The 26,000-nt window shown below is 56.9% G+C and carries 20 protein-coding genes and 1 tRNA gene; 20 read left to right on the top strand and 1 reads right to left on the bottom strand.

Translation table 11 applies throughout. The features are described from left to right. The 10 genes from ACR0K9_RS08830 to ACR0K9_RS08785 all read left to right on the top strand — a co-directional run bounded on the left by ACR0K9_RS08830 (nt 1) and on the right by ACR0K9_RS08785 (nt 10,769). Complete coding sequence (locus ACR0K9_RS08830) at nt 1-1,524, top strand: cytochrome D1 domain-containing protein (RefSeq protein WP_480822402.1); 1,524 nt, start codon at nt 1-3, stop codon at nt 1,522-1,524. Beyond that, nucleotides 1,481-1,744, top strand: coding sequence for a hypothetical protein (locus ACR0K9_RS08825; RefSeq protein ID WP_480533723.1), 264 nt, complete (start codon nt 1,481-1,483; stop codon nt 1,742-1,744). Before ACR0K9_RS08830 ends, ACR0K9_RS08825 begins: the two co-directional genes overlap by 44 nt. 104 nt (nt 1,745-1,848) lie before the next feature. Further along, nucleotides 1,849-2,313, top strand: coding sequence for a DUF2946 family protein (locus ACR0K9_RS08820; protein WP_480822400.1), 465 nt, complete (start codon nt 1,849-1,851; stop codon nt 2,311-2,313). A 44-nt stretch (nt 2,314-2,357) separates the two neighbouring features. Continuing rightward, a complete protein-coding gene (locus ACR0K9_RS08815; RefSeq protein WP_480822667.1) occupies nt 2,358-4,481 on the top strand; it encodes a 4Fe-4S binding protein in 2,124 nt (707 codons plus the stop codon). A gap of 14 nt (nt 4,482-4,495) precedes the next feature. After that, complete coding sequence (nosZ, locus tag ACR0K9_RS08810; RefSeq protein WP_480822398.1) at nt 4,496-6,403, top strand: TAT-dependent nitrous-oxide reductase; 1,908 nt, start codon at nt 4,496-4,498, stop codon at nt 6,401-6,403. Nucleotides 6,404-6,406: 3 nt separating this feature from the next. Then, the gene (locus tag ACR0K9_RS08805) at nt 6,407-7,663 is read left to right on the top strand and encodes a nitrous oxide reductase family maturation protein NosD (RefSeq protein WP_480822396.1); all 1,257 of its coding nucleotides are present in this window, start codon (nt 6,407-6,409) and stop codon (nt 7,661-7,663) included. Further along, a complete protein-coding gene (locus ACR0K9_RS08800) occupies nt 7,653-8,546 on the top strand; it encodes an ABC transporter ATP-binding protein (protein WP_480822394.1) in 894 nt (297 codons plus the stop codon). The genes ACR0K9_RS08805 and ACR0K9_RS08800 overlap by 11 nt, the downstream gene beginning before the upstream one ends. After that, nucleotides 8,543-9,364, top strand: a complete 822-nt coding sequence (locus ACR0K9_RS08795; RefSeq protein WP_480822392.1) for an ABC transporter permease — start codon at nt 8,543-8,545, stop codon at nt 9,362-9,364. Before ACR0K9_RS08800 ends, ACR0K9_RS08795 begins: the two co-directional genes overlap by 4 nt. Beyond that, the gene (locus ACR0K9_RS08790; RefSeq protein WP_480822390.1) at nt 9,361-9,876 is read left to right on the top strand and encodes a nitrous oxide reductase accessory protein NosL; all 516 of its coding nucleotides are present in this window, start codon (nt 9,361-9,363) and stop codon (nt 9,874-9,876) included. Before ACR0K9_RS08795 ends, ACR0K9_RS08790 begins: the two co-directional genes overlap by 4 nt. Beyond that, on the top strand, nt 9,873-10,769 hold the full coding sequence (locus ACR0K9_RS08785) for an FAD:protein FMN transferase (protein ID WP_480822388.1): 897 nt from the start codon (nt 9,873-9,875) through the stop codon (nt 10,767-10,769). The genes ACR0K9_RS08790 and ACR0K9_RS08785 overlap by 4 nt, the downstream gene beginning before the upstream one ends. Before the next feature lie 93 nt (nt 10,770-10,862). Here ACR0K9_RS08785 and ACR0K9_RS08780 read toward each other — a convergent pair whose 3' ends face one another. After that, nucleotides 10,863-11,894 (bottom strand): pyridoxal-phosphate dependent enzyme, encoded by a 1,032-nt coding sequence (locus ACR0K9_RS08780; protein WP_480822386.1) that lies wholly within the window; start codon nt 11,892-11,894, stop codon nt 10,863-10,865. Nucleotides 11,895-12,072: 178 nt separating this feature from the next. Between ACR0K9_RS08780 and ACR0K9_RS08775 the strand changes: the two genes are divergently transcribed. The 10 genes from ACR0K9_RS08775 (at nt 12,073) to ACR0K9_RS08730 (ending at nt 25,964) form a co-directional block, all read left to right on the top strand. Then, a tRNA-Leu gene (locus ACR0K9_RS08775) sits at nt 12,073-12,158 on the top strand. Between the two features lie 111 nt (nt 12,159-12,269). Continuing rightward, nucleotides 12,270-12,734: a GNAT family N-acetyltransferase gene (locus ACR0K9_RS08770; RefSeq protein WP_480822384.1), complete on the top strand. Its 465-nt coding sequence runs from the start codon at nt 12,270-12,272 to the stop codon at nt 12,732-12,734. Between the two features lie 736 nt (nt 12,735-13,470). Further along, nucleotides 13,471-14,655, top strand: coding sequence for a M10 family metallopeptidase C-terminal domain-containing protein (locus tag ACR0K9_RS08765; protein WP_480822382.1), 1,185 nt, complete (start codon nt 13,471-13,473; stop codon nt 14,653-14,655). Nucleotides 14,656-15,736: 1,081 nt separating this feature from the next. Continuing rightward, a complete protein-coding gene (locus tag ACR0K9_RS08760) occupies nt 15,737-16,696 on the top strand; it encodes a DNA cytosine methyltransferase (protein ID WP_480822380.1) in 960 nt (319 codons plus the stop codon). 66 nt (nt 16,697-16,762) lie between these two features. Continuing rightward, the gene (locus tag ACR0K9_RS08755; RefSeq protein WP_480822378.1) at nt 16,763-17,671 is read left to right on the top strand and encodes a NaeI family type II restriction endonuclease; all 909 of its coding nucleotides are present in this window, start codon (nt 16,763-16,765) and stop codon (nt 17,669-17,671) included. 135 nt (nt 17,672-17,806) lie between these two features. Then, nucleotides 17,807-19,090: a ComEC/Rec2 family competence protein gene (locus ACR0K9_RS08750; protein WP_480822376.1), complete on the top strand. Its 1,284-nt coding sequence runs from the start codon at nt 17,807-17,809 to the stop codon at nt 19,088-19,090. A 188-nt stretch (nt 19,091-19,278) separates the two neighbouring features. Beyond that, complete coding sequence (locus ACR0K9_RS08745) at nt 19,279-21,570, top strand: AAA family ATPase (RefSeq protein ID WP_480822374.1); 2,292 nt, start codon at nt 19,279-19,281, stop codon at nt 21,568-21,570. 30 nt (nt 21,571-21,600) lie between these two features. Then, nucleotides 21,601-22,962: a tyrosine-type recombinase/integrase gene (locus ACR0K9_RS08740; protein ID WP_480822372.1), complete on the top strand. Its 1,362-nt coding sequence runs from the start codon at nt 21,601-21,603 to the stop codon at nt 22,960-22,962. A 421-nt stretch (nt 22,963-23,383) separates the two neighbouring features. Then, the gene (locus ACR0K9_RS08735) at nt 23,384-23,593 is read left to right on the top strand and encodes a helix-turn-helix transcriptional regulator (RefSeq protein WP_480822370.1); all 210 of its coding nucleotides are present in this window, start codon (nt 23,384-23,386) and stop codon (nt 23,591-23,593) included. Further along, nucleotides 23,586-25,964 (top strand): DUF5906 domain-containing protein, encoded by a 2,379-nt coding sequence (locus tag ACR0K9_RS08730; protein WP_480822368.1) that lies wholly within the window; start codon nt 23,586-23,588, stop codon nt 25,962-25,964. Before ACR0K9_RS08735 ends, ACR0K9_RS08730 begins: the two co-directional genes overlap by 8 nt. Nucleotides 25,965-26,000: the final 36 nt, after the last annotated feature.

The following is a 26,000-nucleotide window of genomic DNA, read 5'->3' as shown; positions in this document are numbered from 1 at the left end:
ATGAAGACGGGGGCTTTGTGCGCAGCCCTGAGTGTGGGCGCAGCCTGGGCTGATGCCCCATCGGATTATGCCGAGTTTTGCGCCTCGTGCCACGGTGAGAACCGGTTGGGCGGGGTGGGTCCGGCGTTGATCCCCGAGACATTGAAGCGGATGCGCGGGCCGCGCGTGGCGGCGGTGATTGCCGAGGGGCGCGCGGCGACGCAGATGCCCGCGTTTTCGCATGAACTGGACGCGTTGCAGATTGAGGAATTGGCCGGCTGGTTGAAATCTCCGCTGGAGAATGATCCCGAATGGGGCGAGGCCGATATCATGGCCAGCCGCACTCTGGACGAGGATTATGTGTCGGTGGACGCGCCTGTCTGGGACAGCGATCCGATGAACATCACGCTGGCCGTTGAGACCGGCGATCACCATGTCAGCGTTCTGGATGGCGACACGTTCGAGGTTCTGGACCGGTTCGAGACGCCCTTCGCCGTGCATGGCGGGCCGAAGTTCAGCCCGGACGGGCGCTATGTCTTCATCATGTCGCGCGATGGCTGGGTGCAGAAATATGATATCTGGGCGCTGAAACAGGTGGGCCGCGTGCGCGCGGGGCTGAACAGCCGCAACATCGCCATGTCGGGTGACGGCAAATGGGTGGCGGTGGCGAATTACCTGCCGAACTCATTGACGCTGCTTTCGACCGAAGATCTATCAGTGGCGAAAGTCATTGAAGTTAAAAGTAAAAATGGCGTCCCCAGCCGGGTCTCGGCCGTCTATCAGGCACCGCCGCGCGAGAGCTTTGTGCTGGCGCTGAAGGATGTCCCCGAGATTTGGGAGGTTTTCTATGGTGCAAACCCGCCGCAATTCGGCATTGGCCATGATTTCCGCATCGAAGGACAGTTCAAGAACCCCGATCCCTTCCCTGTACGCAAAATCACTACGCCCGACTATCTGGACGATTTCTTTTTCGATCAGACCTATGAATACGTCATGGGGGCGTCCCGAGACGGCAAGGGTGGGCAGGTGATCGATCTGGTCATCGGGCACAAGGTGGCTGATCTGGACCTGCCTGGGATGCCTCACCTAGGTTCGGGGATTACCTGGAAACATGGCGATTCCACCGTGATGGCGACGCCGCATCTGACCGATGGCACTGTGTCGGTGATCGACATGGAGACATGGGAAACCGTCAAGCGGATCAAGACCGAAGGACCGGGATTCTTCATGCGCAGCCATGAGAATTCGCCCTATGTCTGGGCCGACGTGTTCTTCGGGCCGAACAAGGACGCCATGCATGTGATCGACAAGCAAAGCCTTGAAATCGTGAAAACTTTGCGCCCCGCGCCGGGCAAGACCGTGGCTCATGTGGAGTTCACCAAGGATGGCAGTCACGCGCTGGTGTCGATCTGGGAGGATGATGGCGCGGTGATCGTCTATGACGCGCAGACGCTGGAAGAGGTTCGCCGCCTGCCGATGCGCAAACCGTCTGGGAAGTACAATGTCTGGAACAAAATCACCTTCTCGGAAGGCACCAGCCACTGATGGCAAATGGCCGGTCTGGAAACTGGCCATCTTGCTGTATCCGGCCACGATGCTGACCGTGGCGATCAACCTGTTCCTGCTGGGTTTGATCCTGCACGGCATCGGATTCAGCGTGATCCGCCCGGTTCCGGCGATCCTGTGGTCGATCCCTCTGGGCGTTCCGGCCGCGTGGTTGGCGGGGCGCTGGTTGCGGGGCCTGATGGATGAGGCAGACGGTTGATTTCAATCCATAAAATCGGAAAGTCGCACCACCTGACCTAAGTCAAGTATCGCACCGAGAGAATCCTCTAGAACGCAGGCATAGCTTCCCGAGTCGGAGTCTCCATGTCCGCCCTGACCCATCTGCACAATCTCCCTGTCCGCGCGGTTCGCGCGGCAGCCGGGTTGGCGGGCATACTCCTTCTGTTGTTGCAGAGCTTTGCTCCGGCGCTGGCGAGTCCCGGTCAAAGTGTCTGGATGGAGATCTGCTCGGAGGGCGGCGCGGTCTGGGTCGAGGTTGACCTTGAAGAAGGCCCCGAAGATCCGACCGCGCCCTGCCCGAAATGCGCCGAATGCGCGCTGTGCGCGATCACAAGCGCGGCACCCGTACCGGAGATGGCGCAAACGCCACAATCCGGAATCGTCCGATTTGTACAGGTCCAAAACAGCAAATCTTTCGTGTTGTACAACTCGAACTGGCTGTGGCCCGAAACCCGGGGACCCCCGTGCGCGACCCAAATAGAATCTGAACGCGCCCTGCGCGCGTCCATGGCGTCCACCCAACTATCCGGAGGTGCGCCGTGGTCGTAAGTCGCGCATACCACTTTGTGCTGGCCTTTGCCCTGTCCTGTCTGATGGCGATCAGCGCCAATGCCGACAGCCTTGCCAGCTTCCTGCCCGAGCTTGAGCCCGCCGATCTGGCCCCCGGTGCCGATGCCTTTGGCCCGGTGCGCGATGACGTCAAGGTTGCGCCCGTCCTGAAGGGCGGCGAGACCGTGGCCTGGGCTTTTCTGACATCCGATTTCGTTGGCACCACCGGTTATTCCGGCAAGCCCATCCATGTGGTTGCGGCCATAGACGATGATGCGGTGCTGACCGGGGTAAAGCTGGTCAAGCACTCGGAACCCATCGTGCTGATCGGCATCCCCAATTCGCGCATGGTTGAATTGACCGAAGGCTATACCGGTCTGGACCTCAAACGCGAGGCCGAGACCGGGGGCGAGGGGCATGACCTCGACATTATCTCGGGCGCGACGGTGACGATCATGGTGATCGACGACAGCCTTGTGCGCGGCGGCATCAAGGTGGCGCGGGCGCTGGGGCTGGGCGGTTTGTCTCCGCTGCAGGCCGATGGGCCGAAGCGCGAGGTCGATCTGGCGCAGGATGCGGTTTACGACTGGACCACCCTGTCGGGTGACGGCTCGGTCCGGCGGCTGACGCTGGATATCGGGCAGGTCAACGCCGCGTTTGAGGCCACCGGTGATCAACGGGCCATCAAACGCCCGGAACCGGGCGCGCCGGATGATACGTTTATCGACATGCATATGGCGCTGGTCTCGGTGCCGTCGATCGGCAAATCGCTGCTGGGCGAGGCCGAATATCAGAACCTGTTGAACTGGCTGGACGAGGGCGAGCAAGCCATTCTGGTGCTGGGGCGCGGGGCCTACAGCTTCAAGGGATCGGGCTATGTGCGGGGCGGTATCTTTGACCGGATACAGCTGATCCAGGGCGACAGCTCGGTCCGGTTCTTCGACAAGCAACAGCGTCGGTTGGGCAAGGTTGCGGCAGCGGATGCGCCCACCTTTTCCGAACTCGACATCTTCAAAATCCCCGCCGATGCCGAGTTCGATCCGGCCGAGCCGTTCCGCCTGCAATTGCTGGTGCAGCGGGCCGTGGGCGCGGTTGAGAAGACATTCCTGACCTTCGATCTGGGTTACAAACTGCCCGAGCAATACCTGCTGCCCGTCGCGGCGCCCACGGTGGTTGACGATGCCACCGGCGAGGCCGCCGCCAAGGCCGCCCTGTGGCAGCGCATCTGGAAGGACCGCACCGTCGAGATCGGGGTGCTGGGTCTGATGCTGCTGGTGCTGACGGCGACGTTCTTCTTCCAGTTCCACGCCACCATGAACGCCCGGGTCTTTTACTGGTTCCGCATCGGTTACCTGACCATGACGCTGTTCTTCATCGGCTGGTACGCCAATGCGCAACTGAGCGTGGTGAACCTGATGGCGCTTGCGGGCAGCCTGCGCACCGGCTTTAGCTGGGATGCCTTCCTGCTGGACCCGCTGGTCTTTATCCAGTGGTTTGCCGTCGCTGCCGCGCTGCTGTTCTGGGGGCGCGGGGCCTATTGCGGCTGGCTGTGCCCGTTCGGCGCGCTGCAGGAACTGACCAACAAGATCGCGCGGGCCTTCAAGGTGCCGCAATGGACCCTGCCCTGGGGCCTGAACGAACGGCTGTGGCCGGCGAAATACATGATCTTCCTTGGACTCTTCGGGCTCAGCTTTGTGTCGATCCCGCTGGCCGAGACCTATGCCGAAATCGAGCCATTCAAGACCGCGATCATTCTGAAATTCATGCGCGACTGGCCGTTTGTGGTCTTTGCGCTTGCCCTGCTGGGGATCGGGCTGTTCGTCGAACGGTTCTACTGCCGCTATCTCTGCCCGTTGGGCGGCGCGCTGGCGATCCCTGCCCGTATTCGCATGTTCGACTGGCTGCGCCGCTACAAGGATTGCGGCACGCCGTGTCAGACCTGCGCCAACGAATGCCCCGTTCAGGCCATCCACCCCACCGGTGAGATCAACCCGAACGAGTGCGTCACCTGCCTGCATTGTCAGGTGCTCTATCAGTCCGAGAGCAAATGTCCCGTCGTTATCCGCCAGCTTAAACGGCGGGCCAAGACAGGGTCGGTCAACATCAAGACCCCGCTCGGACAACCACCGGCGAACCATCCGAACGCCAAACCGCAATCTGTTTCCTAAAAGGAGGAACGATCATGTCGGAACACGATAAGAAACTGAACGTCACACGCCGCGGGCTGCTGGGTGCATCTGCAACCGGCGCCGTGCTGGCCGGAACCGGTCTGGGCAGCACCCTGATGACCGCGAAAGAGGCCAGCGCCGCCGCCAATGCCGCGCTGGAGCCCGGTGAGCTGGACGAATATTACGGCTTCTGGTCCTCGGGTCAGACCGGCGAGGTGCGCATCCTCGGCGTGCCGTCCATGCGCGAGCTGATGCGCATTCCGGTGTTCAACCGCTGCTCGGCCACCGGCTGGGGCCAGACCAACGAGTCACTGAAGGTCCTGACCGAAGGGCTGCTGCCCGAGACCAAGCAGTATCTGGCCGCCAACGGCAAGGTCACCTATGACAATGGCGACCTGCACCACCCGCACATGTCCTTCACCGATGGCACCTATGACGGTCGCTATCTGTTCATGAACGACAAGGCCAACACCCGCGTGGCGCGTATCCGCTGCGACGTGATGAAATGCGACAAGATCATCGAGATCCCGAACGCGCATGACATCCACGGTCTGCGCCCGCAGAAATACCCCCGCACCGGTTACATCTTCGCCAATGGTGAACATGAGGCGCCGCTGGTCAATGATGGCGAAATCCTCGACGATCCGTCGCAATACGTGAACATCTTCACCGCCATCGACGGCGACACGATGGAGATCGCATGGCAGGTGATGGTGTCGGGTAACCTCGACAACACCGATTGCGACTATCAGGGCAAATATGCGTTCTCGACGTCCTATAACTCGGAAATGGGTATGAACCTGGCCGAGATGACCGAGAATGAGCTGGACCATGTGGTCGTGTTCAACCTCAAAGGCATCGAAGACGCAATTGCTGCTGGCAACTATCAGGAGCTGAACGGCGTCAAGGTCGTGGACGGGCGCAAAGAGGCGGGCGGCAACCTGACCCGTTACATCCCGATCCCGAACTCGCCGCATGGTGTGAACGCAGCACCCGACAAGAAACACATCATGATCAACGGCAAGCTGTCGCCGACCGTTTCGGTGATCGATGTGGAAAAGGTCGACGCGCTGTTTGCCGACAACGCCGATCCGCGCTCGGCCATCGTGGCGGAACCGCAGCTGGGTCTGGGCCCGCTTCACACCGCGTTTGATGGCAAGGGCAACGCCTACACCACCCTGTTCCTGGACAGCCAGGTGGTGAAATGGGACATCGCCAAGGCCATCGAAGCCTTTGGTGGTGCGGATGTTGATCCGATCCTCGACAAGGTGGATGTGCATTATCAGCCGGGCCACAACTCGACCTCGATGGGTGAAACCTCCGAGGCTGACGGCAAGTGGCTGATTTCGATGAACAAGTTCTCGAAAGACCGGTTCCTGAATGTCGGTCCGCTGAAGCCTGAAAACGAGCAGTTGATCGATATCTCGGGCGACAAGATGAAGGTGGTCCATGACGGCCCGACCTTTGCGGAACCACATGACTCGATCATCGTGCACCGGTCCAAGGTGAACCCGGTCAATGTCTGGGATCGCAACGACCCGATGTGGGAAGAAGCGCGCCAGCAGGCTGCCGCCGATGGTGTAGACCTTGAAGAAGGCGCCGAGGAGCCGATCCGCGATGGCAACAAGGTGCGGGTCTACATGACCTCGACCGCGCCGGTGTTCAGCCTTGAGAAGTTCACCGTCAAACAGGGTGACGAGGTGACGCTGTATGTCACCAACCTGGATGACGTGGATGACGTGACCCACGGACTGTGCCTGTCGAACTTCGGCATCGCGATGGAGGTTGCGCCGCAGGCCACCGCCTCGGTCACCTTCATCGCCGACCGTCCGGGCGTGCACTGGTTCTATTGCCAGTGGTTCTGCCACGCACTGCACATGGAGATGCGCGGTCGGATGTTCGTTGAGCCGCGGAGCGCGTAAGCGATGCGTTGGTCCCTGCTCATACCGCTCCTGCTCGGCTCGCCCCTTTGGGCGGCGGATTGGGATGTGCCCAACCGGGCGGGGGCCATCAACGAGATACTGGCGCAGGTGGCGGATGGAGACACCCTCCGCCTGAGCCCCGGCGTTTATGCTGAAAGACTGGTGCTGGACCGGCCCGTCACCATCGACGGGCTGGGACAGGCCACCATTGACGGACAAGGCGAAGGCAGCGTAATCACCGTGACCGGGCCGGGCGTGACGGTGCGCGGGCTGACGGTGATCGGCTCGGGCTCTGGCCATGACGGAATCGACAGCGGCATTCAACTGACCAAGACAGCCCATGCGCCGGTGGTCGAGGATAACGTGCTGCTGGGCAATCTCTATGGCGTCGACATTCACGGTGCCAAGGACAGCATCGTGCGCCGCAACCGGATCGAGGGGCGACAGGACCGCCATATGAACGCGCGCGGCAACGGGGTCTATGTCTGGAATGCGCCGGGTGCGGTGGTCGAGGATAATGACATCCGGTACGGGCGCGACGGGATCTTCGTGAACTCGTCGAAGAAGAACACCTTCACCGGCAACCTGTTCCGCGATCTGCGCTTTGCTGTGCATTACATGTATGCGGACAATTCGGTGGTCAGCGACAATGTCTCGATCGGCAACGATCTGGGCTATGCGGTGATGTTCACGAGTAATGTGACTGTCGCCAACAATGTCTCGATTGGTGACCGCGAACATGGCGTGATGCTGAATTATGCCAACAAGAGCACCATCACCGGCAACGTGGTAAAAGGTGCCAAGGAAAAATGCACCTTCCTCTATAACTCCAACAAGAACGAATTCACCGACAACTGGTTCCAGGGATGCGGCATCGGTATTCACTTTACCGCCGGGTCTGAGCGCAACCGTATCCTTGGCAACTCATTCATCGGAAACCGGACTCAGGTGAAATACGTCTCGACCAAATGGGTCGAGTGGTCCGAGGACGGACGCGGCAACTACTGGTCCGATTTCGCCGCTTATGATGTGGATGGCAACGGCATTGCCGATGCCCCCTATCGCCCCAATGACAGTATGGACCATGTGCTGTGGACCCAACCCTCAGCCAAACTGTTGCTCGGCTCCCCTGCCGTGCAACTGGTGCGCTGGTCACAATCGGCCTTTCCGGCACTGCTGCCGGGCGGCGTGATGGACAGCAACCCATTGATGCAAGCCCCTGAACCCCCAGCTATGAAAAAGGTGCCTCATGACGGATAAGGCCCTGTCAATCGACCATGTTCTCAAGGACCGTGGAAAAACCCGCGTTCTTGACGATATCACACTGTCTCTTGCCCCTGGCCAGCGCGTTGCGCTGCTGGGCCATAATGGTGCGGGTAAGTCGACCCTGATCAAATCTATCCTCGGCCTGACGCCGATCCATGGCGGAGCCATTCGGATCGGAGACGTCACCCCCGGTAGTGCTCAGGCACGGCGCGAGACGGCCTATCTGCCCGAGGCGGTGTCATTTCATCCCGCGCTAACCGGGCGTGAGCAGTTGACCTTGTTCGCGCAGCTTTCAGGCGCGAAAGCCGATGTGCCCGGTCTGCTGGAGCGCGTCGGCTTGAGCGATGCGCTGGACCGCCGGATCGGAACGTATTCCAAGGGGATGCGGCAACGTCTTGGTCTGGCGCAGGTGCTGCTGGGCCAGCCTAAGGTGGCGCTTCTGGACGAGCCGACGAGCGGGCTGGACCCGATCTCGCGGCAGGATCTCTATGCCATCATCGATGAACTGGCGGCGCAAGGCTCTGCGGTGCTGATTGCCAGCCATGCGCTCACCGAGGTCGAGGCGCGAACCGACCGGATCGCCATCATGCGCAAGGGTCGGATGGTCGCCGATGACACGCTGAACAACCTGTCGGCGCTGGCTGGTCTGCCGATCCGCCTGAAGGTGCGCGCCAGCGCCAACGCCGATGCGCTGGCCGCCGAGCTGGGTGGCAACCGGATCAATGGGGCGTCGGTGGAACTGCTCTGCACGCCTGAAGACAAGATGGAGGCGCTGCGCCGGATCGCCGGGCTGGGTGACGCGGTGGCGGATGTCGAGATGACCCCGCCCAAGCTGGAAGACCTCTATCGCCATTACGCACAGGAGGATTTGCAATGACCCGCTTCCTCGCCATCACCCGCACCGAGATGCTGATCCTGCGCCGCAACCGCTGGCTGCTGGTCGCCACATTGATCATGGTGCTGTTCGCACTGGCGCTGACCTTTGCGGGCAGCGCGCCCACCGGCACCTTGGGCGTCGATATGCTGACCGTCTCGGTTGCGTCGATGACCACGCTGTCGGTTTACCTCGCGCCGCTGCTGGCGCTGATGATTTCCTTCGACGCCATCGCGGGCGACGTGGACCGGGGCAGCCTGTCGCTGCTGCTGTCCTATCCGGCGGGGCGCGGAGAAATCCTGCTGGGCAAGTTCACCGCCCATCTGGCAGCTTTGGCTTTCGCCATGACCATCGGTTTCGGCACTGCAGGCGCGGTGGCCGCTTTCTTTGGCGGCGCGGGGCCGGAGAGTCTGATGGCGCTGGCGCGTCTCATCCTCACATCCATCCTGCTGGGCGCTGTTTTTCTGGCGCTGGGATACCTGCTGTCCGCTTTGGCGAAGGGGGCCACGGCGGCGGCAGGTCTGTCGGCCGGGCTCTGGCTGGTCTTTGTCGTCCTCTATGATCTGGGCCTGTTGGGGGCTGTCGTCATGGACAAGGGCGGCGCTTTCACCCAATCCGTCTTTCCATGGGTGATGGTGGCCAACCCGGCCGACGCGTTCCGTCTGTGGAACATCGCCGCGACCGAGGGCGTCGCGATGGCATCCGGCATGACCGGGGCCGCGCAGGCCCTGCCGGTCTGGGCCGCGCCCGCTTCGCTGCTGATCTGGCCGGTGCTGGGCTTTGCCCTCGCCCGTCTCGCATTCCGGAGGGTCGAGCCATGAAACGTCTCGCCCTGATCGCACTGGTCACGATGGCCGCCTGCAAGGAAGAGGTGGCCGAAGCCCCCGACCCGGTGGACCTGACCCCGGATGCTCTGAGCTATTTCTGCCAGATGAACATCGCCGAACATGGCGGGCCAAAGGGGCAGATTCATCTTGAAGGTTACCCCGCGCCGCTGTTCTTCGCACAGGTGCGTGACATGCTGGCCTATCTGAAAAGCCCCGAGCGCGACGCCAAGATCACTGCGGTTTACGTCAGCGATATGGGTGTGGCCCCAAGTTGGCGACAGCCGGGGATTTCCAACTGGATCGCAGCCGATGGCGCCACCTTCGTGGTCGGCGCCGATGTCGCTGGCGGCATGGGCGCGCGCGAGGTTGTGCCCTTTGCAGAACCCGCCGAGGCCGAAGCCTTTATCCTGCGCTATGGCGGGTCTGCCCTGCCCCTGTCCGAGGTGCCCGATGCCGAGGTTCTGGGCCCCGTCGATCTGGACCTGATTCTGGAGACCCCCGCATGACCCGCCTGACCCGCCGCCGGTTCCTGACCATTTCGGCCGCTTGCGCCGCTGTGCCCGCCGCTGCCAGCGGCGTGGCCCAATGGCGCGGCATCGCGTTGGGCGCGCCCGCCAGCCTGCGGCTGGAGGGTCTGACAGATACGCAAGCCGCGCCGATCTTCGCTGCGGTCGAGGCCGAGCTGCACCGGCTTGAGGATATCTTCAGCCTTTATCGCACGCGGTCGCAGATCAGCCGGTTGAACCGCGCGGGCCGCCTGCGCGCCCCTGCGCCTGAGCTGTTGGAGGTGCTGAGCCTGTGTTCCGCGCTCCACGACGCGTCAGAGGGGGCCTTCGATCCGACGGTTCAGCCGTTATGGCTGGCGCTCGCCAGCGGGGCGGCGCATGCGCATGTGGATCGTGCGCGGCAGGCGATTGGCTGGAACAGAGTCCATGTCGGCGCAGATGAAATCCGCCTGCCGCAGCCGGGACTGTCGGCGATCACGTTGAACGGGATAGCGCAAGGGGCGGTCACCGACCGGATTGCCGCTTTGCTCCGGTCCTATGGCCTGAGCGATGTTCTGGTGGATATGGGCGAGGTCGCCGCACTGGGTGAACGCGGCGGCGCTGAGCCCTGGCGCGTCGGACTGGCTGGACCGGATGGCACGGTCGCCAAACGGATCACTCTGCGGGACCGTGCCGTTGCCACCTCGGCCCCGGACGGCACGCGGCTGAACGGGGGGCTGGGCCATATCCTGAACCCTCTGGGCGCGGGGCCGACACATCGGGCGGTGTCTATATCTGCCCCGCAGGCCGCGGTGGCGGACGGGCTTTCGACCGCACTTTGCGTGACCTCACCAGACCGGACCAAGGCCGCACTGGCCCGTTTTCCGGACGCCCGGATCGAGATGCTGATCTGAGCGCCTGACATCACGCCACCGCCTGATCATGATACCTGACGCCACCGCAGCGTTTGACGGCCTGACCGCGGATCATCGAGAAGGCAAAGCCGGTCAGGCGGGCTGCTCGGTCAGCATGCACAAAACACGCGCCTCGGGTCCGATCTCCAGCGCCTGTCGCACCGCCGCGTTCATCACCGCCGCGATGCCCGCCCCACCCGAGGCGCTGGTGTCCAAACCGGTCTCGGCCATGGCCGGCAATTGCGCGGCAACCTCGGAATCGTCCAGCGTCAGGAACAGATCCGCATCCCGTGCCAGCCCGTTCAGGGCAATCAGCGACGGCTCTTTGCAGTCCAACCGCCCCATGATGCTGTCCGGGCCATCGGCGAAAACGCATTGCCCAGCCTCGATACTGGCCTGCAGCGCCGGCGCTGAACCGGGTTCGACCACGGTGATCTGCGGCGCGTCCCCCCAGACCTTGCGCGCATAGGCGGCCACGGCCCCGGCCATGCCGCCAACCCCGGCCTGCAACAGGATGTGGGTTGGTGCCTCAGGGCATTGCTCGGTCGTTTCCAGCGCCATTTGCAGATACCCCTCCATCAGCAGATGGGGCAGATCGGTGTAACCCTCCCACGAGCTGTCCGACAGCAGGGTCCAGCCGTTCTGCTGCGCCGCCTGCGCGGCGGCCTCCATGCTGGCGGCATAGTCAATGCCTTCGCGTACCACCTGCGCGTTCTGCGCCCGCAACCTATCGGCAAAGCTCTCGGGTACGGTTTCGGCAATGTAAACCACCGCATCTGCCCCGAAGACCCGCGCCCCGGCAGCCATGCTCATGCCGTGATTGCCTGCGCTTGCGGTGACATAGGTGCGCCCGTTCAGCATCTTATCGGCTGCCGCGTCGGCCTGACACGCAATGACATAAGCCGCGCCCAGCGCCTTGAACGACCCAAGCCCCATCCGGGGCCGCTCATCCTTGACCCAAAGCTTTGCCACCGGTGCCAGCGCCGTTGCATCCACCAGCGGTGTTTCAACGAAATCCGGGCAGAACAGGCGATGCCGCCCCAACCCCGAAATGTCGGTCGACGGATAAGGCGCATCATCCGCCAGTTTGGTCCCGTTCCGATACGGGTTGCTGACCGCTTTCATCGCGCGCTCCTTCTGCTGATCCGCCGACGAGAGCGGAAGGGTCAAGCCCTGTCAACCGCGCGCTTCGGCTACGCTCAAATCCGATCTGCGAAACGAGCGTCTTTTCAATCCATTTGGTTGGCTGTAAGTGTGTGGCGATCCTGTTGGTTTCGGCTTGATCCGCCGCACAAACAGGTCTGCGGGCGTGATGGAATGGTAGACATATCGGACTTAAAATCCGAAGGCCTTGGTGCCGTGTGGGTTCGAGTCCCACCGCCCGTACCAGTTTCATAAACAAGCAAACAAATGCGCGCTTAAGGCGTGACCAGGAAGGCCAGAGGGTCCATCCGGACCATGAAGCTTCACGCGCTGGTATTCGTCCCGTAGAGTAAACACATGCCTGACTTCCGAGTTTTGACACGAGACACTCTCCGGCCTCTGGCAGCGCTGAGCGTGCGCGCCGAACAGTCTACGTTCGTTGCATCAAACCTTATGACAATGGCCCAATCGAGATTTGAACCAGGGTCCGAGATTTATGGCATCTGGGAAGATGAAACCCCTGTCGGGTTGCTGGCAGTCGTCGATATGTTCCATCCCGATGCGGATTTGGATGAGGGTGACGATCCCGACAGCATATACATCTGGCGGCTTATGGTTGATCAGGCGCATCAGGGCAAAGGCCATGGCCGGTCTGCATTGGAATTCGCAAAAGCGCTGGCTCAGAAGAAGGGCCGTGCAAATCTGGTAATCAGCGTTGTCGATGAGCCCGGAAGCGCGTTGCCGCTCTACAAGCGGTTTGGCTTTGACCCGACAGGCAGGATTGTCGACGGTGAGGTCGAGATGGTCATGGCACTCAGCTAGCGCGCTGCTGAAATGAGCCGCTTATCACAGCCTGCTCAGATAACCGAAATCACGGCATTTGCGGCTTTTACAAATCCTGCCACGGCCACTGCGCTGGCCAGCAGAATGCAACAAATCTCAAATGCACTAAGCTTCATTTTGACCCCCATCAAAACGGATAGCCTGACCTAGAGCAATTCGAGTCGCGCGCAAAGGCCGGGCGTGTTTACGCAGCGGAAACTTGCTGCGGCTGCGGCGTGGAATTGCCTAGGCCATGGTCTCGGGAACTTTGTGACGGTGTTTGTTGCTTGACCTGTAGCTGCGCTGCATCACTTGCCGGGTAGACACACGAGGAATGGCCGGAAAGGCTGAATACCTGTCAGCACAGCAATCACCTTTCGGAATGGAAACGGGTGGACGCCAAGTATTGCAAGGAAGGTTGTCGCAAGTTGGCGGCGCGGGAACGACATCTATAACCACATCTGGAGTAAGAGCGGATCTCGCCCAGAGGCTCCAAATTCATCCGGAATTGATCTACTGGGTTTTGACATTGCAATACAATTCAGTCATTTATTCCGATTTGTTTGGCAACACGAAACAACAATGATCTGGGTTAAAAGCTGATTGACATAGAATGAATTCAATTGTCACAATGAGATTTACTGTGGTGTTTACTGGTGATTGTGTTTGATACAATAATTTTCAGAAAATGTATTATATACCAATTGCTTAGCGACATGAAATTGCTGGGGGATTTATGGCTAAAGTAAAGTTCTATGATGGATTCACATTTTCACAACTCAACCATCAAGTGTTTGTTCCTACACTCGTCAATCCAGAGTTCAATGCAAGCAAATCTAGATTTGAATCAGATAAGGCCGAAGCGATTGCTCCAAATTTCGAGCCAATTGGATCTCATAAAGTTGTCCTAAAGGGCAATTTCAAAATGTTTGGTACGACACTCACGGGTGCTGTAAAGAGCATTAAATTAGTCGGTCCAAATGGGAAGCTCTACGAAATAACAGAAATTAAAGGTGTAAGCCTCTGGGACTACATCGTTCAAACTATGAATCTGCCTCTAAACCCCACAGCGTTGACCGAGCTTGTCTTCGCAGATGGCGTATCTATGAGCCTTGGCGGTGGAAACGACCAATTTGACGGCACTGATGGTAGGGATGTGGTTAAAGGCGGTGGCGGTGACGACGAACTCTTTGGCGGAAACAGAAAAGACTTTCTATACGGTCAGAACGGCGAAGACACCATAAATGGTGGTGCTGGAAACGATAATCTGTTTGGCGGTGATGGAGATGACTTCCTTTTCGATTATCTGGGCGACAATAAACTGTCGGGCGGAGAAGGCGATGATGATTTGTTCACAGGAAATGGGAAAGACGAAATTTCTGGCGGAGCCGGGAACGACTCCATTTCCAGCGGTCAAGGTAAAGACGATATCAAAGGTGGAAGCGGGAGTGACATTATTTCCGCAGGTAGCGGCGCTGACAAAGTAGACGGTGGAAAAGGGCATGATACTATTTCCGGGAACGGAGGTAATGACAAAATTGATGGTAATAATGGCAACGATTGGATTGATGGTGGATCTGGAAAGGACATACTGAAGGGCGGAAGGGGCCATGACCAATTCGTATTCGTGGAGGCTATGGATAGCGGACTTGGGAAAGACAATCGCGATGTCATCAAAGATTTTGACAGAGGCGTCGATGTAATCAATCTAGTGCTTATTGATGCTGGATCTGCCGAAGGTGACCAAGCATTTACTTTTATTGGGGAGAACGACTTTTCGGGTGCCGAAGGCGAGTTGCGATACCGAAAATCTGACGACAAGACCGTGGTCTCCGGCGATATTGACGGAGATGGCGTCGCGGATTTTCAAATAGAATTGACTGGGAAAATGAATCTAAGCGCAGACGACTTTATCCTGTAATTCGGTGGCAAATCTTGCCGCGCATTGTTTGCGTTCAATGTAGACTGACAAAGAGGACGTTGAGGCGGCAAAGGGTGGCAGCGGCTTTTGCAGCCATTGCTCTATCGGCATAGATGTTGAATTTACACTCTAAAATGAAAAAGAGGCGCACCCACCACAAGCGCGCCCCAAGGACAGGGAGGAAAGTGAAAAACCTGCGCTCTCAACACACCATGAGCGCTAACTCTTCAACTGTTCCCAATATGGCTGGATTCGGAGGGGCGGTCAGTGATCCGGGTTACAGATTGAGCTTGCTTATTCGAGGTGATGGAATGAGTGCGCTTTACCCGCAGGAAAAGGCGGCAACATATGCTTGCCAATCCAATAGCCTGGCAGTCTCATGCCTGATGGCGGGGTTTTCGCTAAGGTACGCCAGTGACTCCCCGACCATAGAGTTCGAGGAGGTGTCATTTCGGCCGACACCGACCGCTTGCGGAGGGGTTACTACGCCCCGAGACTGGCTCTATCTGCCAATCCTGAACGCAGCCTAGCCCGGATGTCTGAAAATCGAAAGCGCAAACGTCACCTTGCGGACTTTCCGAAGGCGTTGATTCCAGTGCTAAATTCCGGGTTCTGTCTGAGAAGGGTGGTGCCGCTGATAGGACTCGAACCTACGACCCCATCATTACGAATTATTTTGCAGTCTTGGTGGACAGTCTTGGATACGGACACACCGAACACTCAAACGACGTACAACGTTATGATACAAAAAGCGATTTTCTTGTCATGGCTTTGTATGGCGCTGCCCTCTGTCCTCTGGAGTTGCCTCCCGCTCCCCTACTAATCCCCTACGGATTGCTAGTTGCCCTATTAATCCGGCAAATTCGGGTGAACCAGGTTGGTTTGGCCATGCAGTCATTTGCTGGAGAGTGGTCTTTTCAGTTTCCACAGAAAAACTCGGTTCGTACACGGTGGCTAATGAGGGTTGTCTGCTGCATCGGCGTTGGAGTAAGAACATATCAAGAACAATGTGAAAAATCAGCGTTGGCAGTTGATCTCGTAAACCACAACGAGTTGTATGCGAACCAATGAGGAGGGCAACATGCTGACATCTGTGGAACTTTGCGCTGGCGCTGGTGGCCAAGCGCTTGGTCTTGAAACGGCGGGCTTTTCTCACACTGCGCTCATCGAAATCGACAAGCATTGCTGCAATACTCTCCGCCACAACCGACCGGAGTGGAATGTGCTTGAAGAGGACCTAAGGATCTTCAAGGAGCGCGCCGCTGACTACAAGGGTATGGATCTCCTAGCAGGCGGCTTACCTTGCCCTCCATTTTCCGTCGCAGGCAAACAGCTTGGCGAGCAAGACGAACGCAATCTGTTCGACGACGCTATCGATGTTGTGGATGCAACCCGACCTCGCGCAGTGATGATTGAGAACGTGCGCGGATTCTTGGATGCTGTGTTTCACGACTACCGGGAACGTCTAAAGACTCAGTTGGAGAAACTAGGCTACAAAACCGATTGGCGACTTTTGAATGCCTCTGACTATGGCGTTCCACAACTTCGACCTCGCGTGGTGATCGTTGCCATTCAAGAGGAACGAGCAGAACTTTTCGATTGGCCAGAGCCGAACCCCCACAACCCACCAACTGTTGGCGAGACGCTTCACGATCTTATGGCAGCACGTGGCTGGCGTGGTGCTGAAGAATGGGCGTCACAAGCTGATGAAATTGCGCCAACAATTGTTGGTGGTTCCAAAAAGCACGGCGGTCCCGACCTCGGTCCGACCCGCGCACGTGCGGCATGGGCCACCCTCGGCGTCGAAGGCAGAACTATTGCTCCCGAAGCACCCGATCCGTTCCATAATGGAATGCCAAGATTAACGGTGCCGATGGTTGCTCGGATTCAAGGCTTTCCTGATGACTGGCACTTCACAGGCGCAAAGACCAATGCATATCGGCAAGTAGGCAATGCATTCCCTCCTCCGGTTGCCCAGGCTGTATCTGGTCAAATTGCGAGGACACTGCGTAAGCGCGTCTTGCGTGCCGTAAATGGCTGAACTTCCAAACGCTTGAGAATTATGACAGCTTGCTGAGAGTATCCGTACTCGCAGAGAAACAAGCGTTTGAAACAGAAGATTCCCGAAAGCAAAGTCGTAGCAGGCCATCCTGACTATGAGCTGTTGGACGCCATTGCGAGCGACATTAATAGACGTGCTGGCGGCACCGAACATTTGGCCACAAAGTTCTCTGCAATGCTTCGCCAGTGTGTCGACGACGTAATTATGACTCCAAAAACCGGGCGAAGATCCTATGAGGAATTGGAGAAAACCGAAAAGACGTACATCGGAACTCGGGTGGAAATAGAATTACGCGCCACGCTCAACCTACCCAAAGGTACGCTCGATACGGTGATCCTAGGGCATGATGTCGACATTAAGAACACGATGGGCAGCAACTGGATGATACCGACCGAAGCGGTAGATCATCCCTGCATCCTTGTGGCAGCGGACGAAGTCCGCGCAAAGTGCTATTTGGGGCTCATCGTAGCTCGCGCCGAATATCTTACTCTTGGTAAGAATAAGGACTCGAAAAAGAGCATCTCAGCGCTTGGGTTCGCAAACATCTTTTGGATGTTGATGAGCCATCCATATCCTCCGAATTTCTGGCGCACTGTCGCCCCTGACGCAATTGAGCGGATATTCTCAGGTAAGTCGGGTAATCAGCGCATGGCCAATCTATTTCGTGAAGTGCAACGGCAACCAATCACGCGGGATGTTGTCGAGGCTGTCGCTCAGCAGCAAGATTTCATGCGGCGCATTAGGTCAGACAACGGGAAGGGCACGAGGGATCACCTCGCTCGCGAGGGCATTTTGCTCCTTTCTGGACACTACGATACACCGCTAATTACTGCGTTGGGTTTGCCGAATTGTTCCGGTAGCGAATTTGTTTCTTACAGACCGGTATCGCAAACCGAAATCGACCTAGCAGCCAATCACGGTATCGCAATAGAACGAGTTTTCGATAATGAATAACCTGGAAGCATTCAGCCGCGTTAGGTACGAGGATGTTTGGGAAGTTGTCGGTAACGACGCATCCGATGTTACCACAATTGGAAGCAAAAAACATGAAAGTATTCTATCGCCCGAAACAGAATTGAAGGCCGCCGAGTGACGGAAATCTGCGCCTATCACACATTCTTCCCCGTGGGGCAGGGTCTGTTTGCAGCTGGCTCGATAGAGTTCTGGCCTCCGCCAACGAAGAGGCGACGGCGAATTTACATCGAGGGGAACGAAGAGCCTCCCGTTCATCCGCCATATCGGTGGGTTTATGATTGTGGCAGTTCGACTGCAAAACGTCTCGTTTCTAACGCTATCGCCGATTTGAAAGGCAGCTGTGCCGGTGCGCAGATCGACCTTTTAACGATTTCACATTTCCACAATGATCATACCAGTGGCATGGTCGACCTGTTGAAAGCTATAGGTGCCAAGACAGTCATGTTACCTTGGGCGCCCTTATGGCATCGTCTGATTATCGGATTTGCGCAGGGATTACGGGCTTATGACGACGAAATGTTGTTTTTCGTCGATCCAGTGCAATATTTGACCCAGCGGGCCGGTGACGACTTTGGACAGGTCTTATTTGTCATGCCTTCTGACGGTGAGGGGCCGCCATATTCCACTGAACCAACCTTCGAACCGGAACCACCGGAAGACTTGGACGATGCCGACAAGGTGTATGGTCCTGGTACTACTGCTTCATACGACGAACTGGACCTGATTTACGAACATGGTGAACGGCGCGTCCGAGTTCTTCAACCCGGTCAGGCAATTCCTGTGTTTGGCGTTTGGGAGTTCATTCCCTACAACGATCCCGACACGCGACCGTCTGACCCGACAAACTTTGCGGCAAAAGTTGCTTCCCATAGACATTCGTTACTTGGAGGAAGCGAAAGCGAGCGCAAGGACGCTCTGCAGAGCCTGCGGAGCCTATACGTGGCAACGTTCGGTAAGACGGCCATGAACGATGTAAGCCTGACACTCTACGGTGGCGCTATAGGCACGTGGCGCGGGCATCGTTACTGCAATTGTTGTCTCCAAGGGTTAATTGGCACTTGCGATTGCTGGCGAGAACACGAAACAAAGGCCGCAATCTTGCTAACCGGCGATGGCAATTTGAGCAGCGTTCCCAAGTGGGACGCGCTGGAACAATACCTTGACCACCGCAGAGCATTCCGCACGAGTGTCTTCCAAGTTCCCCACCATGGCGCACGTGCGAACTGGCACGATGGCTTGGCAGATGCGGTATCGCCAGCAATGAGCGTTTTTTGTTCCGATCCAAGTCACAGTTATGGCCACCCGCACGCAGAAGTTCTTCGCGATTTTTGGAACCACCGTGCAATTCAAGTAGACCAGCATTCCGGCTTAAACCTAAAGATGATCTTAGAGCGCTAAACGGTACTCATTTTGACTTTTGATTCATTAAAGCGCTTTGTGTGAAAGCATTCGATATTTGGGCTAAATCCAAAATACTGTGCGTTCCAAGACTGTATCGTAGGCTTGGCGAACGTTAAGTAAGGAGTTCCCTGAGACTAGCCGATCGATCGGCAAGTAGACTAAAATTATGACGAAGGAGGCCTCATATGATTGATCGAGTCCAGTTGCTCCAGAATTTCGGCCAGTTCAGCAACGTCTCCCCGCCGCAGAACACAGCTCTAACGCCGTTCACGTTGCTTTATGCTGAAAACGGGCGTGGCAAGACTACCGTCGCAACGATGCTACGTTCGCTGGCAACTGGTGATGGAACACTGGTCACCGAGCGCCACCGCTTGGGCGCGCAGCACCCACCTCGCCTTGTACTTGGGTATGGTGGTGCCTCGATCACTTTTCAAAACGGGAACTGGTCCCAGACGCTGCCAGACATTGCCATCTTTGATGATGCGTTTGTCGCAGCCAACGTTTGCTCTGGAATCGAAGTTCAGGCTGCGCACAGAAAGAATCTTCATGAGTTAATTCTAGGTGCGCAAGGCGTCGCACTGTCCAATACCTTGCAGGGCCACATCGACCGGGTGGAAATGCATAATGTCACTTTACGCGACCTGTCCAATGCAATTCCGGCAGCGGCGCGCGGTCCTTACCGTGTGGATACATTTTGCAATTTGGAACAAGACCCAGACATCGACAACAAAATCGAGGATGCCCAGAGAAGGCTCGCGGCCGCTCGTTCGGCAGATGCTATCCGTCAAAGGCCAGGATTTCAGGAGATTTCTTTACCTGACTTTGACCTTCACGCAATTGAAGGCGTATTGGCGCAATCTCTTCCTGATCTAGAAGCATCCGCCGCCGATCGTGTTCGCAGCCATCTAAACAATATTGGAGGAGGCGGTGAAAACTGGGTGGCCGATGGAATGCCGAGGATTGCGCAAGCATCACAAGGGCAAGATCAAGATATATGCCCCTTCTGCACACAGGAACTTCAACGGTCAGATATCATTGAGCACTACCGTGCCTACTTTAGCGATGCGTACGAAGCACTGAAAGATGCTGTACGGGAAACGGGCGTTAGTGTACGCAACGCTCACTCGGGAGATATTCTGGCCGCATTCGAACGGGGAATTCGCACCTGTGTGCAAAGTCATGAGTTCTGGAAAGACTTCATAGATATCCCAGAAATTGAAATCGATACCGCCTCTATCGCACGAGAGTGGAATGCAGCCAAAGATGCCGTACTTGTTCAGCTTCGCGCAAAGGCAACCGCGCCGCTAGAACAGATGGACCTTTCCGCGGAAACCCGTCAGGCCGTACGAACATACCGAGCAAGAATTGCAGAAGTACAAGCGCTTTCTGAGCGATTGATTGGTGTAAACGAGCGCCTGGACTTAGTACGTGAGCAAGCCGCCGCTGATGACTTAGCCGCTCTTACCGATGATCTTTCAAAGCTCCAAGCGAAGAAGGCGCGGTATGAGCAAAGTGTTGTTCAGGCTTGCGACGCGTATACGGCTGAAAAAACTGCGAAAACCAACACTGAGAACCTTAGGGATCAAGCTCGGGCCGCGCTCGATCAATACCGTGAACAAATCTTCCCGGCCTACGAAGATGCTATTAATGCTTATCTAGCACGTTTTGCGGCAGCATTTAGGTTAGGGCAGGTTCAGTCGGTCAACCAGCGCGGCGGGTCATCTGCGTCATTTTGTGTAGTTATCAATAATGAAAACGTTGATGTAGCCGCCGATGAAGGCCCATCATTCCGCAATACGTTGAGCGCAGGAGACCGAAATACACTGGCGCTGGCTTTTTTCTTCGCATCACTCGATCAAGACGCGAATCTAGCTAATAAAATGGTTGTGATTGATGATCCGATGACCAGCCTAGATGAGCACCGTACACTACACACACGTGCCGAGATAATCAGATTGTTTGGGCGCGTGCGACAGATCATTGTGTTATCCCATTCCAAGCCATTCTTGTGTAACCTTTGGGAGCAGGCTGACCGGAACGCTAGAACGGCTTTGCGGATCAACAGGGCCGCTGCCGGTTCCGAAATCGCTACATGGGACGTGCGCAACGATAGTATTTCCGAACATGACAAGCGGCACGAGCTTGTGCGCAGCTATCTTCAAGTGGCTGATCCTGGTGAAGAGAGAAAAGTTGCACAGGCGCTCAGGCCAATCTTGGAGCGCTTCTTGAGAGTTGCTTATCCAGAGCATTTTCCTCCTGGACAGTTGATCGGACCATTTCTTGGCCTTTGTGGTCAAAGGGTCGGAACCAACAATGAAATACTTTCTCAGAACGATCTTGATGAATTGAGAGCTTTGAAAGACTACGCCAACCGCTTTCACCATGACAGCAATCAAGCTTGGGAAACCGAACACATCAACGACGCTGAGCTTTCAGATTTTGCGCGGCGGACACTCATCTTTGCTTCTCGACGATAGGGAAGAGCGTATGCAAGGCTAGAGTGTGGCGTGGCTGTTCGGATTTCATGCATTGTATTTCCGCAGTTCATTGGCCCTATCCTTCACGGCAAAACCTCGGAATTTTCATCAAGCCAGACGGCGTTTCATCTTTTCGTACTGCGCCTCTTGCGCTTTCATAACCTGATGAAAAGTCGAGCTTTTTCTCGGAATACGCCTATAATGGAGCGTGGCCAGAAGGAGGTCACGATGCCTAATTTACGTCTTACCCGCCGCGCGATTGATGAAATCCCTTTCTCGAAAAAAGGGCAGGTTCTGTACCGAGACACCATGCTACCAGGTTTCGGGCTTCGCGTTGGGGCTCAGTCCAAGGTGTTCTTTGCAGAAGGGCAGGTGAACAGGCGTACGCGGCGCGTTACCATAGGTCGCGCGGATGTCTTTGCACCTGAAGTTGCTCGCAAGAAGGCCCTAACGATCTTGGGCGAAATGGCAGACGGGCATGATCCCAACGCGGAGAAACGCCAAGAAGCCATCGAAAAGGTAACTCTGGAGCTAGCGCTTCAACGCTTCCTCGAGGTACGCATTCTGACTCCACATACAATCAGCCACTATCAGCGCACAGAACGCCTCTACCTTAAGTCTTGGAGCAAGAAACCACTGAATGAAATCACGCGCCAAATGGTGCTGAAGAAGCATCAAGACATTGGCAAAAGGCACGGGGAAACCACCGCGAACAATGCCATGCGACACTTCCGGTCGATCTACAATTTTATTGCTGCCACACAAGACGACTTCCCTCCGAACCCAGTGCAAATCCTGACACAAGCCCGCGCTTGGAACAAAGAACGGCGGCGTCAGACCTTGATTGCTGCGCCGGACCTCCCAGCATGGTGGGCGGCTGTAATGGCGGAGCCAGAATACTCCCGTGACTTCCTTCTCTCCGCGCTGTTTACAGGGATGCGGAGGGGGGAGTTGACCAAACTCAGATGGGAAAACGTCGACCTGAAAGGCAGGGTGTTGCACCTGCCAACCACCAAGAATGGCGATCCGCTGGACCTTCCGTTGTCCAACTTCCTGGCCAGCTTATTGCGGGAGCGCCTGGACCGCAAAAATGGGTCCCCTTGGGTATTTCCAGGGCCAGGCCGCACGGGCCACTTAATCGAAACAAAGAAGTTTCTGCTGCGCGTCACGGCAGGGTCTGGCGTGAGCTTCACCCTTCACGATCTGCGTCGCACGTTCATCACAATCGCCGAAAGCCTCGACGTGCCCTACTATGCGCTAAAGCGCCTGCTAAATCATCGCACCAATGGAGATGTGACTGGCGGGTATATCGTGGTGAATGCGGAGCGTCTGCGTGAGCCTGTCGAACTGGTCGCACAGCGCATCCTAGAGCTAAAAGAACCCCAGGACTGACCCCCGGTGACCCCACCCCATCGACGGGAGTTGGTGTCTCAAAGGCATAGCCGCTCTCGGTCCAGGCCCTCTGCCGAGTCGTTTTGATCCCATTTGGACGAGCAGTACATCTATTTAAGGGGTGATCACGTCCTTCAACCTTACGCGCGCGCATCATGCCTTTGGATGTTTCCAGACGAGACCGGAATAGGAACGAACTCTGCTTGACGAACACGCGCAGGGCGGCCATTTAAATTGTGCCTGCAAGAACACGCCCCAAGAGCGTCAAAGACAAGCGCAAGGTCGGTGAAAGGCCGATAGCAGGACGGCGAGGCCAGATAACGTGTAGTGGTCTCTTAAAGGAACGGAAACCCCCCGCCGTAGTCACCCACAAAAGCACTGTTCTGCCTGAGAAGCGGAGTGCTTTAGTTCGGAGGTGGCTATGCCCGATCCAAATAAACTCGATCTACTGACAACGGGGCAGCTCGCCCAATACACCTCATTGAGTGAGTCCTTTTTCGAGAAGCTACGCTCACGTGGCGAGGGTCTAAAGTACCTCAAAATTGGCGGAAAGGTACTCTACCGCCGAACAGACGTGGACGAATGGTTAGAGTCAAAAATCCGTAAGCCGCGCGGAGGTTCCAATGCCTGACCACGAAAAGAAGCTTCCCGAACTAGCCGGTTTTTTGGTGGAGGTTGCCGCAACAGGCAACCCCACGCACTACGCAACCTACCAACGCACTGGCAGGCCCAAATATCGGCCGAAGGCGGGCATAGTAACGCCAGAGGTGGCTTTGGCCCACCTAAACGGTACGCAGCCTGTAGGGGCCTATCTGGTCCGCTACGATGTCACCTCTGCGGCGATCATTGACTTCGATGATCACGACGGAGCGCTGCCTTGGGACGAGATGGTTTCGAAGGCGATGCCAGTTGTGGAGAAGCTGCGCCAACTCGGACTCAAGCTTCTGCTTTGCCGTTCTGGCGGCGGAGCGGGGCTTCATGCCTGGATGTTCTGGAAAGAGCCGCAGTCTGCGAAAACAATCAAGCTGTTTCTTTCTAAAGCGATTGCAGATGCTGGCTTTAAGAATGGAAACAAAGGCGTAGAGGAAAAGACAGTCGAGGTCTTTCCAAAAAACGAGAAGGTTGAAGAGGGAAAATTCGGGAGCCTGATCGCGCTTCCATATGCCAGAAACTCAGTCCCACTGGACGACGCTCTTCAACCTATCACGTGGGAGAAAATTGAGACCCCGGTGTTGTCGGAACTGTTTTCTCCAGATGTAAGTGAACTGTACAAGCCAACGCCTCGTCAGGCGAAGCCACAGAAGCGGAAGAAGACGAAAGTTGTGTATTCCGGCGACGTCTTGCCTGGCGACAAAGAGCAAGTTCGGGAAGCGCTAAAAAGGCTTGATGCCGATGACTACGATCAATGGTTTCGGTTTGGCATGGCTGTCAAGTTTAGCCTCGGCGTTGGCGCGTTTTCTGTATGGGACGACTGGGCAAGCAAGTCAGCAAAATATGATGGTCAGGAGAAATCTCAGGAAACTTGGGACGCCTTCGAACCAGACGGATCGCTGACAATTGGGACCATCTTCCATCATGCCAAAGAGGCCGGTTGGGACGGACCCAGTAACCCGCTCGTACGGGAATACAATGCCAAGTATGGCATCTACACATACGCCAATACGTCCAAGATCATTCTGAAGGACAGTGGAGAAGATGAGGTCTTTGCCTTTCTCGGAAGGCAGGCTTTCTTGGACCGCTTAGCCGCTGACAAGCACTCTTATGAGAATGCAGCGGGCAATTCAGTGACGGTACCTAGGGCGAGGCTATGGCTCAGCCATCCACTTGCCAATCACTATCACAAAACGGTCTTTGACCCGTCGCGGCCACCTGGCCACAATGGCAAGACTTGGAACGTCTGGAGGGGATTTGCTGTTCGGCCCACCGAGGGTGACTGGAGCAAACTAGAAGAGCATATCCGCAACAACATCTGCGGCGGGAATCTGGACCGTGCAGATTGGCTCCTAAACTGGTTAGCTCTGGGGGTTCAACAACCGGCCTATGTAATCGGAACCGCGCCGGTTCTCGTTGGTTTGCCAGGTACCGGAAAGGGAGTCCTAGCGAATGCCTACGGTCGCCTATGGCGACCACACTTTGTCTCGATCACAAAGGACGACCACGTCAGTGGTAAGTTCAATCAGCATTTGGAAGGCAGGCGTTTTGTCTATGTGGACGAAGCTATGTTCGGAGGTGATCGGCGCAACGCTGGGGCTATCAAGACGATGTTAACCGAGCCTAAAATCATGATCGAGCGAAAGGGCGTTGATCCCATTGCCTACGACAATCGGATGATCTTTATGGCAACTTCAAATGAGCGCTCCGTGGTGCCTGCGGACATTGGCGACAGGCGATGGCAGGTATTCCAAGTGTCGCCGCAGCGGCGGGACAACAAAGCCTATTTTTCTGCTCTAATGCGACAAATGGAGGACGGCGGGTATGAGGCTATGCTCTACGACCTGCTCCGACGTGACACCTCCCTGGGTCCCGACCCTCGGGTGACGATCAAGACACCAGAATTGTTTGATCAGATCATCCAAGCACAGGGACCGATAGAGAAATACGTCTATCAAATCCTGGATGCTGGTTACCTGCCGCAGCCCGATGCTCCGGGGAACGGACCTGGTGTGACCACCATCGCAGCGATGTATTCGGAGTTGCGTCGAACCCAACCCGCACAGTACGTGCAGCGGACGATGTTTGGTCGGGAGTTGCGGAAGATGTTTCCAAACCTTCGGACGGCACAAAATGGAAAGTTCGTGGAGGGATACTTGCGATCCGGCGATCCGGTTCTTGAGCGTTCAACTCGATATCATTTCCCGCCGCTCACCGCATGTCGGGAGAGCTTCGAATTATACATCGGTCAGGAAATACCCTGGTCAGACACCACCACGGATTGGCTCGGAGACGTTGATCCACCGCCGGACTATGGCGACTTCAAACGGGATCGCAACAAGCCATTTTGATATGGGCGATATAGCCAAACGGGGTGGTGCTAGCCG

The organism is Ruegeria sp. L12, assembly GCF_056531745.1.
Note: the sequence above shows the minus strand (reverse complement) of the source record. Positions and strands in the feature narration are given on the sequence as shown.

What these genes read in the sequence shown, in the direction of transcription:
- ACR0K9_RS08830 (WP_480822402.1), top strand. Translation starts at nt 1, where the DNA reads ATGAAGACGGGGGCTTTGTGCGCAGCCCTGAGTGTGGGCGCAGCCTGG.
- ACR0K9_RS08825 (WP_480533723.1), top strand. Translation starts at nt 1,481, where the DNA reads ATGTCTGGAACAAAATCACCTTCTCGGAAGGCACCAGCCACTGATGGC.
- ACR0K9_RS08820 (WP_480822400.1), top strand. Translation starts at nt 1,849, where the DNA reads ATGTCCGCCCTGACCCATCTGCACAATCTCCCTGTCCGCGCGGTTCGC.
- ACR0K9_RS08815 (WP_480822667.1), top strand. Translation starts at nt 2,358, where the DNA reads ATGGCGATCAGCGCCAATGCCGACAGCCTTGCCAGCTTCCTGCCCGAG.
- nosZ (WP_480822398.1), top strand. Translation starts at nt 4,496, where the DNA reads ATGTCGGAACACGATAAGAAACTGAACGTCACACGCCGCGGGCTGCTG.
- ACR0K9_RS08805 (WP_480822396.1), top strand. Translation starts at nt 6,407, where the DNA reads ATGCGTTGGTCCCTGCTCATACCGCTCCTGCTCGGCTCGCCCCTTTGG.
- ACR0K9_RS08800 (WP_480822394.1), top strand. Translation starts at nt 7,653, where the DNA reads ATGACGGATAAGGCCCTGTCAATCGACCATGTTCTCAAGGACCGTGGA.
- ACR0K9_RS08795 (WP_480822392.1), top strand. Translation starts at nt 8,543, where the DNA reads ATGACCCGCTTCCTCGCCATCACCCGCACCGAGATGCTGATCCTGCGC.
- ACR0K9_RS08790 (WP_480822390.1), top strand. Translation starts at nt 9,361, where the DNA reads ATGAAACGTCTCGCCCTGATCGCACTGGTCACGATGGCCGCCTGCAAG.
- ACR0K9_RS08785 (WP_480822388.1), top strand. Translation starts at nt 9,873, where the DNA reads ATGACCCGCCTGACCCGCCGCCGGTTCCTGACCATTTCGGCCGCTTGC.
- ACR0K9_RS08780 (WP_480822386.1), bottom strand. Translation starts at nt 11,894, where the DNA reads ATGAAAGCGGTCAGCAACCCGTATCGGAACGGGACCAAACTGGCGGAT.
- ACR0K9_RS08770 (WP_480822384.1), top strand. Translation starts at nt 12,270, where the DNA reads ATGCCTGACTTCCGAGTTTTGACACGAGACACTCTCCGGCCTCTGGCA.
- ACR0K9_RS08765 (WP_480822382.1), top strand. Translation starts at nt 13,471, where the DNA reads ATGGCTAAAGTAAAGTTCTATGATGGATTCACATTTTCACAACTCAAC.
- ACR0K9_RS08760 (WP_480822380.1), top strand. Translation starts at nt 15,737, where the DNA reads ATGCTGACATCTGTGGAACTTTGCGCTGGCGCTGGTGGCCAAGCGCTT.
- ACR0K9_RS08745 (WP_480822374.1), top strand. Translation starts at nt 19,279, where the DNA reads ATGATTGATCGAGTCCAGTTGCTCCAGAATTTCGGCCAGTTCAGCAAC.
- ACR0K9_RS08735 (WP_480822370.1), top strand. Translation starts at nt 23,384, where the DNA reads ATGCCCGATCCAAATAAACTCGATCTACTGACAACGGGGCAGCTCGCC.
- ACR0K9_RS08730 (WP_480822368.1), top strand. Translation starts at nt 23,586, where the DNA reads ATGCCTGACCACGAAAAGAAGCTTCCCGAACTAGCCGGTTTTTTGGTG.